The sequence below is a fragment of the Clostridium amylolyticum genome (genome assembly GCF_900142075.1).
GTDB lineage: Bacteria > Bacillota > Clostridia > Clostridiales > Clostridiaceae > Clostridium_AA > Clostridium_AA amylolyticum.
Genome location: NZ_FQZO01000003.1, coordinates 26128 through 38635, shown reverse-complemented (window position 1 = coordinate 38635; position 12508 = coordinate 26128). Strand labels below are relative to the sequence as shown.

Here is a 12508-nt window from a genome sequence, read left to right as displayed (position 1 = left end):
TCTAAAACCTAAGTTCTTCATTAACCTGCTTTAGGTTAAATTCCTTATATCCTTGACTTTCTGTCCAAGCTTTTATGTTCTTATGATCAGGATGCTGAGGATTCCCCTCTATTTCAAAGAATTCTAAGTATCCATAGCTGCCACCTACATCCTCTGGAAGGGTGTGCCCTTCACCATCTACACAAACAGCATAATTTTTATCATAATCTTCTATGATTTTTTCTACTACTATGTGATGCTCCCAAGAATCTCCAAAGTCATAGTGATAAAACATCCTTTTATATTTAGGAATATACTCTGAAAGTTTTATATGAGTTTCCAACCTAGTTTCAATACTATCTGGAATATCAAAATCATCCTCCATGGGAATTAAATTAACTATATGGCTACCATTGCCTTTTTTATCCCTTTAAAAAGCCCCTGGGCCAATTTATTTTGATAAGTTTCATCGTTTAGCATTTGATCTTCTTTAGGGTTAGACATAAACCCCATCTCCACTAGTACCACTGGAACCTTGGACCAGTTAAAGCCTGTTAAGTCGTTTCTCTCCACAACTCCCTTACTTGACATTTTGCACTCATTTACTAGGGATTCCAGTATAATTTGTCCATATTGTTTGCTTATACTATTTATACTTTTTCCATACCCTGTTTTTCCTGGGACTAGCATTGAAGCTCCTTGCACTTTTTGGCTATCTGAAGAATCACAATGTATTCTAATAACTAAATCTGCCTTATTAGCATTTCCTACTTCTGCTCTCTCAACATTTCCTGGATTCTCTTTATGCTGAGTTTTTGTCATTATAACCTTGTAATTATCCTTTTCTAATAAAGCTTTCAATTTTAGTGCTACCTTCATATTTATTGCATATTCAGGAGTTTTGGAAGCAATCCCTTGGGCTCCCCCTGGATCTTTTATCTTTAATACATTAGAATCTGGTGACTGTCTTTCTTGCCCTTTATTTCCCCCTGATGAATGTCCAGGATCTATAACTATTACTTTTTTACTTTTTACAGTTCCTTCTTTAGAGTTATCCTTTTCTTCAGTTTTTGCTTTTTCTTTATTATTTTCTTTAGAATTCTGTTTTTCTTCCAGTTTTACCTTCTCTTCCTTTTCTTCTTTTAAATTTTCTTTATCTTGTTTTGTCACTGGAGTAATAAGTTTTTCTTCTTCAATATTTTCCACTTGCCCTGCAGCTTTAGCTTCCTCTTTCTTGTTTTCTATAGTGCTTTTAGCGCATGCTGACAAAGAAAATAATATCACTATTGAAAATATACAAACCAAATATTTTTTCATTTAATTTTTCTCCAAACCTTCTATAATATTACTGTTACTATTGACAATTCCTTTTTCTTCAACCCTAGGATCATAAAAAGATTTTATCATGGTACTTATCTCCTCCTCTATGCCTATTATTTTTCCGTAGTTACTTTCTAATTAACTCTCTATATTCTCCATGACCGTAACCATCTCATCATAATCTTCTAGAGTAATTTTACTTTTATTATATAGTATATCTAAGCTTTTTAAAGTGCTTTCGATTATTTATTTAAACTCTAATATTATTCTATTTCACTCTTCATCACTCATTTTTAATAAAAGCTTTTCATAATTATAAAATTTCATTAAATTATATATACCGTTATTGAAATTTAGACATTTTTCTTGCAAAATATACATTTATTTATAATATTAACGATATATTAGGTATAGGAACAAATAAATATCAAGTGATTCTTAGCTGCAGGTGGAGTTTGCTTAAAAGGAATACGCCTCCATCTGAAGCTTAGAAGAACTTATCCAGGAGCTTAGCGCTGATTATCCTAGCACTTGAAGAGGTTGGGGTATTAGGAGCGGTTAGCTATGGAATAACTTTTACAGTAATCTAATATAGGGAGGGAAGATTAAAATTGAAGAAAAAAACTTTAAGAAAAGAATTAATTAAACTCTTAATAGCAGTGTCTTTAGTTCCATTAATAGTTATAGCCATAATAAGTTTCTTTATTCTTCAAAAGAATTTAGTAAAGGACTTTAATACTATAGTAGAAAACGGCCTTGGACAAGTATCTCAAAGCATAATGTCAGAGGTTAATAAGAACAAAGAAATTGTTGACTACTTTTCAAAAGATCCTAATGCCAAAAATATTACAGTTCAAGATTCTACCGCTTGGTTCAAAAAAAGCATTGATAGCTATACAGCTACTCACAAAAATGTTTCTTCAATTTATATAGGAACAAAGGATAAAAGGATGATATTGAGTCCTGATGCAGAAATTCCAAAAGATTTTGACCCTACTTCAAGAGATTGGTACAAGCTAGCCCTTGAAAATAAAGACAAAATTATAGTTGGAGAGCCTTATATAGATACGGCAACAAAAAAGATAATAGTAACCATCTCCAAAGCTGTTTTAAATGACAATAATGATATGGTAGGTGTGGTAGGATTAGATATTAAATTAGACTATTTATCTGAGCTAGCTTCCAAAATAAAATTAGGAAATAATGGTTATGCAGTACTTATATCACCAAATGGCACTATACTTGCTCATCCAAACAAAGAATTAATGGGTAAAACAGGAAAGGATAACGAATGGATTAATGACGTTTTAAAAATCCAAAACAAAGCTATAGGAAATGTTTATGTAGACGATGAAAAATTTATAGCCTTTAGGATTTTGGAGGATACATCTGGTTTTAACATCATTAGTTTTGTTCCTGAAAAGGATATAACAAAATTATTAATCAACGCCATGATTTTACCTTTTGTAATCATGATAATAATGTTTGTCTTCCTATTTATATTATCCAAAAGCTTTTCTAATAAACTTACAAAGCCCATAAATGAAATAGTTGATGTATTAAATCATATAAAAGACGGAGATTTTACCAATAAATTAGAAAAAAGCAAAAAAAATACCCATGAAATAAATACCATAGTGGATTCTTTAAATATTCTTGTAGATAATATGGTAGTTTTGCTTTCAGAGGTTAAGAACACATCAAAAAGTGTACAAGAGTCCTCTGAATCCATGTTTGTTATTACTAAAGAGTCTAGTACTGCTGGAGAAGAAATAGCTAAAGCAATTCAACAAATTGCTACAGGGTCTACAGAACAGGCCTCTCAATTGGAGGAAAGCGTTAATATATCCACTAAATTAGCGGAAGAAATAGAAAATTCTATAGAAAACTCCAATACCATGCTGAACTTATCCACTGAAGTTGAAGCCCGTACCTTAGAAGGAGCTAAAGCAGTAAGAGATTTAAAAATTAGTTTTAAAGAGCAAGAAGAAGGAAGCATAAAAGTACAAGAAAAAGTAAATATCGTATCTGTAAAATCCAATGAGATAACTTCTATCACAGATACTATAAAAGCTATAACAGAGCAGACAAACCTTTTAGCTTTAAATGCCTCTATAGAAGCTGCTCGAGCTGGTGAGGCTGGCAAAGGCTTTGCAGTGGTATCAGAAGAAGTTAGAAAGTTAGCCGATGAGTCTTCCACAGCTGCTGAACAAATAGGAAAAGCCATTGAGGAAATAAACCATAGCGTTAAAGAACTTTTAAATCAAATTACCTATACTGCAGACTTAAATACCAAAACCGGTAAAGGTATAGAAATAACCGCAGAGCAGTTTGATATGATATCTTCTATGATTATATCTTTAAAAGATAGTACAGCCTCTGTAAGCAGCTCTTTAAATATTATAGAGGGATACAAAGATTCCGTTCTTCAACAAATAACCAATGTAGCCTCCGTGGCTCAGGAAACTGCCGCTACCACAGAAGAGGTAAGCGCTGCCTCAGAAGAGCAATCCTCTGGTTTACAGGAAATTTACACCTTCTCCGAAAAACTAAAAGACTTCTCAGAAAGATTAGATAACTTGGTAGCCAAATTTAAGCTATAAAACACAAATGTAAATTAATGTAACTACCCCTGGGGTGATTCCTTTTATTGGAATCACCCCAGGGGTAGTTTATTTCCTGTTAGATGTCATTCTTCTAATTAAAAATTATTTATCCTATGTCATTTCTTTAAACTCACAACAAAAAAACTATGCTCTCACATAGTTTCAAATCCTAAACTCTATTTATAAGTAAGAGGTAAGAGTGAAAAGGTAAGAGTTATGGATAAAACTCATAGAGTTTTTTCTAATTAAATATATTTCTTCTTAACTATTCACCCTTATCTCTTACTTTTTTATCTCTTCTCTCTTACCTTTTACTTCTTACTTCTTACTTTTTATCTCTTATCTTTTACCTCTTACCTCTTACTCTTCACTCTAACTTCTTTCTCCATTCAATTAATCTCCGGTTTCCATTGACTAATTTTATTTCTTAACTCACCAAAATCTATTTGAGTTAAGCATTTGTTCTGTACTAACACCTTTCCGTTTACTATGACAGTGTCCACATTGCTGGGATTGGCGGAGTAGACAATCACTGAGTAGTAATCATGTATGGGCTGCATATTTACGGAGTGGGTTTCTAAAATTACCATGTCAGCCTTTTTCCCTGGCTCTATGGAGCCTATTTTATCTTGGAGGTTTAATGCTCTTGCACCGCCTATAGTAGCCATTTCAACTATTTCACTGGCGGGAAACAAGCTTCTGTCCTGGTTAAAAAGCTTGTGTACCTTTGCCACCAGCGGCATTTGAGTTAATATGTCTAGGGTATTGCCACTCATGGGACCGTCGCTCCCTAGGCCTATCTTTAATTTTCTCCTGTACATTTCCTTTAAGGGCATTACTCCCTTTGCTCCCTTGGAATTCGCACCCATATTGTGGGCTATGCCTATATTCCTTTTTTCTATAATATCCATGTCCTCATCATTTACGTGAACTAAATGAGCTGCTATAAAATTTTCCTTAAGCACTCCTATGCTGTCCAAGTATTGCACCGGTGTCATGTCGTACTCTTTTCTATATTTCTCCACCTCATAATCCATCTCTGCCACATGCATCATCATAGGTACCTTATATTTTTCCGCTAGAGCAGAAGCAGCTTGAAGATGCTCCGTATCATTGGAATAAGGGGCATGAGGTGCAATGGCAGGAATTATAAGCTCTTCTTGCTTCCACTTTTCTATGAATCTTTCCCCATAGTAAAGTCCGCCATAGGGCTCTTTGGAATCCGGAGATGGAAAATCCACCACCGTTTCCCCTAGCACCGCTCTTATGCCCATTTCCTTGGCAGCCTTGGCCACCTCATCCTCAAAGAAGTACATGTCTACAAAGGTGGTAACACCTCCAAGGAGCATTTCCGCTATGCCATACTTTGAGCCAAAGTACACAAAACTCTTATCCACCATCTTTTTCTCCAAGGGAAAAATATACTTTTTAAGCCTATCCTGAACATCATCCCCCAAGCTTCTGAAGAACACCATAGCTGCATGAGTATGAGTATTAACCATCCCTGGCATTAGTATGCCGTTTTTCCCATCTATTATATTTCCTGAGGGATACTTCTCAAGAAGCTCTTCTCCCCCTACATCTTCAATGGTGCTGTCCTTTACTATTACCACTCCATTTTCTATAATCTGCCTTTCACTATTCATGGTGAGTATATTTACATTTTTTATTATAAGGCTATCCACCATATCACTCCTCACTAAACAAGCTTAGTATCTTATGTCCTGTAGGTAACTCAGGCATTGAAGCTCAAGCTTTACTCACAAAACAAGCTTACTATCTTTTGTTCCTTAACTCTTATTAAGCCCTTATCGCTGATTTTTAAAGCAGGGCTTACAGGCAGGGACAAGGTAGAAAGGGACATAATTTCATTATTGTGCTTATAACCTAAAGTCCTTAAAGCTTCCCTTACCTCTTTCAACTTGCCGCCCAAAATATTTATAGGCTCTTCAGATAATATTCCTGCCACAGGCAGTTCCAAAGCCGCTAGAATTTTACCCTGGTGTACCACGCAGATACCTCCATTATGCTCAATAATCCAATTAGAAGCCAAGGTCATATCTCCAGAGTTTCTTCCCATTACCAATAAATTATGGCTGTCATGGGAATAGGTAGTGGCTACAGCTCCAATTTTTATTACCTCTCCGGTAACCAGTCCATAAGCTCTGTTACTATTTATCCCATGTCTTTCAAATATTCCTATAAGGCAATTCTCAGAATCCTGCCAGTTAAGATATCCATCACTAATATTTAAATCAGCCTGTACTTCCTCTGTAAAGGTGCTGCTGCTTTCCACCTTCATTATCCTACAGGTAACCTGCCCCTCTGCCTTAGGAGCCTTAACCATAAAGTCTGATTCATTAAGAGGACTAATCTTTACGCTTTCGTAAAAATGTTTAGGAAAGACCTCACCGCTACAGGTTGAATCATGATCTTTCGAAGCCTCTACACCATTTTTATATACCGCCTCAATATTAAAATTATCTATGTCATCTATAATTAAAAAATCTGCTATTTTCCCTGGAGCTATGCTGCCTCTGTCTCTAAGCTTCATCCTCATAGCTGGGGTGTAGGTAGCTGCATACACCGCCATTTCAGAACTCATTCCAAGGTTCATGGCCTTTTTCACCAGCCTGTTTAAATGCCCTTCCCTTAAGGAATCCGCCATAACATCGTCTGTAACAAAAGCAAAATGCTCATATAGATTATTTTCCATAAGATACTCCAGGTTTTCCTTGGTCATGGATTTTTCCTGTATCTCCATGAACATGCCCTTTTCTATCTTTTCCTGCAGTGATTCAACGGTTTGATGAGTATGATCTCCATCCACTCCGCTATATATATATCTTGAAAGCTCCAAACCTGAAATCTTAGGGCAATGTCCCTCTATCAGAAACTCTGGCCTTTTATCCTTTATTACTGAAATTATATTATTAATTTTAGAATCCTTATTTTCCACTAGATCCTTAAAATTCATCACTTCTCCAAGACAGACTATATTCTGCCTTTCAAGGAGCCTTTCTACTTCCATAGAATCTATGCTCCCCCCTGAGGTTTCCAAGGCAAAAGAAGTAGAAGGAACAGAGCTTGGGATACCGTAAAATATATCAATTATATGATTACATTTTATATCCAGCATGGCTTCTATTCCTTCTAATCCAAATACATTGGCAATTTCATGAGGGTCTGCCACCACAGTTGTTACACCCTGTGCAACAACTGCTTTAGCAAATTCCATGGGAGTAGTCATAGAACTTTCTATATGCATGTGTATATCAATAAGCCCTGGCACAATATACTTGCCCTTGGCATCCAATACTTTTTTAGAGGTAAGCTCCATAGAGCCTGCACTAGAAATATGGAAAAACTTATTGCCTAATATAGCCACATCCCTATATAAAAACCTCTTAAAATAAGCATTATATACCCTTGCATCTTTAATTATTAAATCTACTTCCATATCTTCCCCCTATATTATTTGTTAAATAATCTGTTCCATTTATCTATCCAGCTCTTTAATTCCTTGTTTACAAAGCTGTAATCTAAGGACTTAGCCTTATTAACACTTTCCCCATAGGTTAAAGTTTCTGCAAGTTCTTTAGATAATACTACATCCTTATTAATAGGTGAGTCTCCAACAGTTGCAGCAGTTTTAGTTTCAATTTTTTCACTTAATACATGATCTATAAACTTTAAAGCTAAATCCTTGTTCTTTGAATTTTTATTGATGTTAATGGTATTAAAGTTTAAATATGCCCCTTCTGATGGGTCTACATATACTGCTTCAGGCACTGCCTTTTTAATGGAAGCCACAACAAAATCTGCAGCTACAGCTACTGTAATTTCTCCGCTGGAAAACATATTAACCAAGTCAGAAGATTTACTATAAGTCTTAACCACATTAGGGTTTAAAGCTTCTAATTCCTTAAAAGCACCGGCAGCAGCATCACTTTTTATATCTACGCCACTTTTTTGTGCAGCAACATATACCATAGAAGGTCCAAAGGTAGTAGTTATGGCTGGAATTGCGATTTTGCCTTTAAACTCAGGCTTCCATAAATCATTCCAGGAAGTTATCTTTTCTTTTACCGCTTTAGGATTATAAACTATTGCAGCACGGTTTAAGGTATATGCTGGTCCATAACCTGCATCTACAAACTTTTGTGCTACAGGCAATACCTTTTTAGCATTTGGCACCTTGCTATAATCTATTTTCTCAAAAAGTCCATCCTCTATTCCCTGTTGTGAATAAGATTCAGCTAAATACATAACATCTACAGCACTGTTAGGATTATTCTTAAGCTTTGCTAATCTTTCATCATTATTACCTGTTTCTAAAACAACTTTACAATTATTTTCCTTTTCAAAGGTTTCAATTACTTCCTTTTTATAATTATCTAAGTTTAATCCCCAAGTAGATACCACTAACTGCTTTTGTGCTCCATCATCCTTGGAGCTTGTTCCCTTAGCAGTACAGCCTGCAAAAAAGGTAGTAGCAACTATTCCTGCCAATAATAATGATAGTTTTTTCATATGATTATTCCTCCTTAGAATCTTTAACTAAAATTATTTTATTTGAAGGTAAATGTAACTTTATCTTATGTCCTTGATTATAAATTTTTTCTTTACTGCTATTTACAATAATGGATCCAAGCTTTGTTTCAATGCTGTACTGATAGCCCTTTCCAAGAAAGGTCCTTATTTCTACAATACCCTCTAACACATTTTCACCTATGCTCTTTTCATCACTGTAAAGCTCAATATCCTCAGGTCTGATGGTTCCTTTTAATTCACCGGTACACACTTCAGGAAGATTATCCACTTTAAATAAGCTTCCATCTGGTGCTTCAAAGATATCAGGTTCACTTTCTTTAAGCTTAATAAAATTTTCAAAGCCCACAAACCTAGCCACAAACTCTGTTTTAGGATAGGAATATATATTTTCAGGAGTGTCATACTGCTCCACAATGCCCTTATTCATTACTGCCACCTTATCAGAGATAGAAAAACACTCCTCCTGATCATGGGTTACAAACAAAGTAGTAATACCAAGCTTTTGCTGAAGCCTTCTTATTTCCACTCTCATTTTAAGTCGAAGCTTTGCATCTAAATTGCTTAAGGGTTCATCTAAAAGAAGCAGGTCCGGCTTAATAACCAAGGCTCTTGCCAGCGCAACCCTCTGTCTCTGTCCACCGGATAATTCTCCTGGATACCTCAAGGCGTAGTCCTTTAAATCTACTACTTCCAATATGTCCTCCACAGCCTTCTTTATCTCGGATTTGTTGATTTTTCTAAGCTTAAGTCCAAAGGCCACATTGTCAAAAACATTTAAATGAGGAAATAAGGCATAGCTTTGAAATACCAATCCAAAGTTTCTTTTATGCACAGAAAGCCTTGTATAATTATTTTCATTAAACATAAAATCTCCGCTTTTAGGTTCAATAAAACCAGCTATAACCCTAAGAGTGGTGGTTTTACCGCATCCGCTGGGACCAAGCAGGGAAACAAGCTGACCTTTTTCTATATCTAAATTTAAATTTTTTAATATATCTGTTTTCCCATCATAGGAAACCCTTATATCCTTTAAGTTTATTAACGCCATCTCTAATCCCCCTTACTACTTCGTAAAATTACTTAATCCTAAAGTTTTTTCCACTACAAACATGACCAAAACCGTAAGCATCATTAATATAACCGATAAAGCCGAAACCGTAGGATCATAATTATATTCCACATAGCTAAGCATGCTTATGGGCAAGGTACTTACTCCTGGACCTGTTAAAAATAAGGATACAGGAACATTGTTAAAGGAATTTATAAAAGCCAGCATAAAAGCTGCTATCACTCCAGAGGTTACATTGGGAAGCACCACTAAAAAGAAGGCTTTTACTTTTGTTGCCCCTAAGCTTTCCGCTGCTTCTTCCATGGAGAAATCCAAATTCTCCAAGCTGGATCCTATTACACGTATAATATAGGGAATAACAATTATAGTATGTCCGATAAGCAGCCCTAAAAATACATCTAACTGTAGCTTAATAATTAAAAATTTAAAAAATGCAAATCCCAATACCACGCCAGGCACTAATATAGGAGAGAAAAATATGTTTTTTACCACAGCTTTTCCTCTGTAGTCCCTCCTGCTTAAAGCATAGGCTGCAGGAATGCCTATTATCAATGCTATAACCGTAGCCAGTAATGACACCTTAAGGCTTATAGCCATGGTAGTCATAAAGGTATCTGAGCTAAACACATTGGAAAACCACTTAAGGCTAAAGCCCTTTGGTGGGAAAGCTATAACGCTGCCGGAGTTAAAGGCAGTGGCGATAATTATAATAAGAGGTGCGCACAAGAATACATATATTAAGGAAACAAATATAGTTAAAAGCTTATTGCTTCTCATATTACACACCCCTCTCATTAAACCTTGAAGCGATTTTATTTATAACTGCCATCACTGTAAGAGTAATTACAATCATTATGGTAGAAATTATAGAAGCCTGTGTCCAATCATTTAATGTCATAGCCTTTTGATAAAGCAATGTGGATAAAACAGTGTTTTTGTTGCCACCCAAAAGCTGAGGGGTAGTATAAGCGGTAAAGGTACCAGTAAACACCAGCACACTTCCTACTATCATCCCTGGAACACTAAGAGGAAAAATTACCTTTAAGAAAGCAGTAAATCTATTAGCTCCTAAGCTTTCTGCAGCCTCAGTTAAGCTATCCTCTATATTATCCATAACCCCCACCATAGATATAATCATAAGGGGAAGGAACAAATAAACAGAACCCACTATGATTGCTCCTTCAGTATATAAAAAAGTCTTTGGCTCACTAATTAAATGCAAGGACATTAAAACCTTATTAATAACTCCATTTTTACCCAATATAGTCATCCATGCAAAGGAACGCACCACTGAGTCTGTAAGCTGAGGAAATATTGCTGCTGCAAGAAGTATACCTTTAATTTTATTGCTGCTTTTAGAAATAAAGTAAGCTACAGGCACCCCTAAGGCCACACAAATTATGGTAGTAACAATTCCAATCCTTAATGTTCGTATTAATATACTTATAAAATAATCATCTCTAAAAAAATCCAAATATCCTTTTATGCCTCCATCTGCTGTAAAGGTAGGAATTATAATATCTAGCACAGGCAAAAACAAGAAAAATATAATAACAATAAGTCCTGGTATGAGTAGAAAATAAATACTTCTATTCTTCATTTAAATACTCCTTTCTACAAAAAAAGCACAAACACACGAACATTTTATGCATTATTTTTAATATCGTTCACCATTTGATACTACCACCCCATTGGAATCCTGTCAATAAATTTCTTTTAATGACACCATTGTTTTTAATCTTAAACCTATTTCTACAAGTAGCTTTATTATTTAACCTAAAAGATCATTAACATTACACCAGGGTTCCCATACCTGTTTAATTTTACGGAAAATTAATTAAAGCCATCTGAATCTATTATCATAGTTCAGATGACTTTCCATTAAACATTATTACCCTTCTCTCTATATTCAAAGGAACTGCCCCACTAAAAATTAGCGAAGAGCTCCTTTCTCTCTATATTTTATAATTTTTTCCGACTCTTTTTCAGAAAAACTTCCTCCATTGTAAATTCTAATTTATCAATAAACAATTAGGTAAGAATGACCATTTAAGAAATATACTTAATCATAAAAAACTCCACGAGTTTTATCCCTAACTCTTCCCTCTTACTTATTACTTTTTACCTCTTACCTCTTACTTCTTACCTATTACTTTTCCCTTCAATTCTAAATTATTAATACTATTTATAAAAATTAACATTGAAATCGCACATATCCCCTCTGGTGTAGGTGCGGGCAAACTCAATAACACGGTCCTTTTCATCATAGCTCATACATTCAAAAAGGAATACTGGAAAATTTGAATCTATATTAAGCATACGTGCATCATTTTGTTGCAGCTTTACAATATCTAAAGTCTGATTTGCTCTTTTTAGTTTAATTCCATAAAAGTCATAAACTTCATATATGGTAAATATGGACAAATCTATTCCTTTTAACTTAGGTACAATGTAATGCGGAATGTATATTTCTTCTAAAGAAACGGGCTCATCATCTGTATAGCAAATACGTTTTATATAATAAATCTCATCCTCTGGCGAAATATTAAAAATCACACTAAATTTTTCACCAGCCTTACGAATCCATTTTGATAAAACTTTAGTTTTAGGTGTTTTGTTCTTTTCTCTCATAGTCTGAGTAAACCCACCAAGGTATTCCAAGTCTCGCTGAACCTTTTCCCCCATAACATATACACCTTTCCCTTGAACTCGTTTCAATAGTCCTTCATTTACAAGTGTATCAATGGCATTACGTACCGTAAGTCTATTTATTCCATAGGTGTCTGCCAAAGTACTTTCTGAAGGGATTGCCATACCTGGCAAATATTCTCCATCTTCAATTTTATTACGAATAATCTCTCGTAATTGAACATAAATAGGGGATCTATAGTTAATAGTATTATTTTCCATAATAACTTATACTCCTTTCAGAAAATCTAGTTGTTATAAATATCTTCCATCCTATGTATCATGGTGATAA

General features: G+C 34.8%; 10 protein-coding genes. 1 reads left to right on the top strand and 9 read right to left on the bottom strand.

Annotation, left to right across the window (positions count from 1 at the left end):
- Position 1: 1 nt before the first annotated feature.
- A complete protein-coding gene (locus tag BUA82_RS07635; protein WP_073006309.1) occupies positions 2-364 on the bottom strand; it encodes a plasmid pRiA4b ORF-3 family protein in 363 nt (120 codons plus the stop codon).
- 14 nt (positions 365-378) lie between these two features.
- On the bottom strand, positions 379-1296 hold the full coding sequence (locus tag BUA82_RS07630; protein ID WP_073006306.1) for an N-acetylmuramoyl-L-alanine amidase family protein: 918 nt from the start codon (positions 1294-1296) through the stop codon (positions 379-381).
- A 614-nt stretch (positions 1297-1910) separates the two neighbouring features.
- On the opposite strand from BUA82_RS07630, the gene BUA82_RS07625 reads away from it, so the two are divergent.
- Positions 1911-3902 (top strand): methyl-accepting chemotaxis protein, encoded by a 1992-nt coding sequence (locus tag BUA82_RS07625; RefSeq protein ID WP_073006304.1) that lies wholly within the window; start codon positions 1911-1913, stop codon positions 3900-3902.
- 392 nt (positions 3903-4294) lie between these two features.
- Here BUA82_RS07625 and BUA82_RS07620 read toward each other — a convergent pair whose 3' ends face one another.
- The 7 genes from BUA82_RS07620 to BUA82_RS07590 all read right to left on the bottom strand — a co-directional run bounded on the left by BUA82_RS07620 (position 4295) and on the right by BUA82_RS07590 (position 12438).
- Entirely contained in the window at positions 4295-5593 is a 1299-nt protein-coding gene (locus tag BUA82_RS07620; RefSeq protein ID WP_073006299.1) for an amidohydrolase, read from the bottom strand.
- Positions 5594-5661: 68 nt separating this feature from the next.
- The gene (locus BUA82_RS07615) at positions 5662-7365 is read right to left on the bottom strand and encodes an adenine deaminase (RefSeq protein ID WP_073006295.1); all 1704 of its coding nucleotides are present in this window, start codon (positions 7363-7365) and stop codon (positions 5662-5664) included.
- 14 nt (positions 7366-7379) lie between these two features.
- Positions 7380-8438: a polyamine ABC transporter substrate-binding protein gene (locus tag BUA82_RS07610; RefSeq protein ID WP_073006293.1), complete on the bottom strand. Its 1059-nt coding sequence runs from the start codon at positions 8436-8438 to the stop codon at positions 7380-7382.
- Positions 8439-8442: 4 nt separating this feature from the next.
- The gene (locus BUA82_RS07605) at positions 8443-9507 is read right to left on the bottom strand and encodes an ABC transporter ATP-binding protein (protein WP_073006291.1); all 1065 of its coding nucleotides are present in this window, start codon (positions 9505-9507) and stop codon (positions 8443-8445) included.
- Between the two features lie 15 nt (positions 9508-9522).
- Entirely contained in the window at positions 9523-10305 is a 783-nt protein-coding gene (locus BUA82_RS07600; RefSeq protein ID WP_073006289.1) for an ABC transporter permease, read from the bottom strand.
- Between the two features lies 1 nt (position 10306).
- Positions 10307-11128 (bottom strand): ABC transporter permease, encoded by an 822-nt coding sequence (locus tag BUA82_RS07595; protein WP_073006287.1) that lies wholly within the window; start codon positions 11126-11128, stop codon positions 10307-10309.
- A gap of 581 nt (positions 11129-11709) precedes the next feature.
- Positions 11710-12438: a GntR family transcriptional regulator gene (locus tag BUA82_RS07590; RefSeq protein WP_073006285.1), complete on the bottom strand. Its 729-nt coding sequence runs from the start codon at positions 12436-12438 to the stop codon at positions 11710-11712.
- Positions 12439-12508 lie beyond the last annotated feature (70 nt).

Bases quoted from the DNA above. Each gene is read 5' to 3' on its own strand.
- BUA82_RS07630 (WP_073006306.1), bottom strand. From the start codon at position 1,296: ATGAAAAAATATTTGGTTTGTATATTTTCAATAGTGATATTATTTTCT.
- BUA82_RS07595 (WP_073006287.1), bottom strand. From the start codon at position 11,128: ATGAAGAATAGAAGTATTTATTTTCTACTCATACCAGGACTTATTGTT.
- BUA82_RS07590 (WP_073006285.1), bottom strand. From the start codon at position 12,438: ATGGAAAATAATACTATTAACTATAGATCCCCTATTTATGTTCAATTA.
- BUA82_RS07615 (WP_073006295.1), bottom strand. From the start codon at position 7,365: ATGGAAGTAGATTTAATAATTAAAGATGCAAGGGTATATAATGCTTAT.
- BUA82_RS07605 (WP_073006291.1), bottom strand. From the start codon at position 9,507: ATGGCGTTAATAAACTTAAAGGATATAAGGGTTTCCTATGATGGGAAA.
- BUA82_RS07635 (WP_073006309.1), bottom strand. From the start codon at position 364: ATGGAGGATGATTTTGATATTCCAGATAGTATTGAAACTAGGTTGGAA.
- BUA82_RS07600 (WP_073006289.1), bottom strand. From the start codon at position 10,305: ATGAGAAGCAATAAGCTTTTAACTATATTTGTTTCCTTAATATATGTA.
- BUA82_RS07620 (WP_073006299.1), bottom strand. From the start codon at position 5,593: ATGGTGGATAGCCTTATAATAAAAAATGTAAATATACTCACCATGAAT.
- BUA82_RS07610 (WP_073006293.1), bottom strand. From the start codon at position 8,438: ATGAAAAAACTATCATTATTATTGGCAGGAATAGTTGCTACTACCTTT.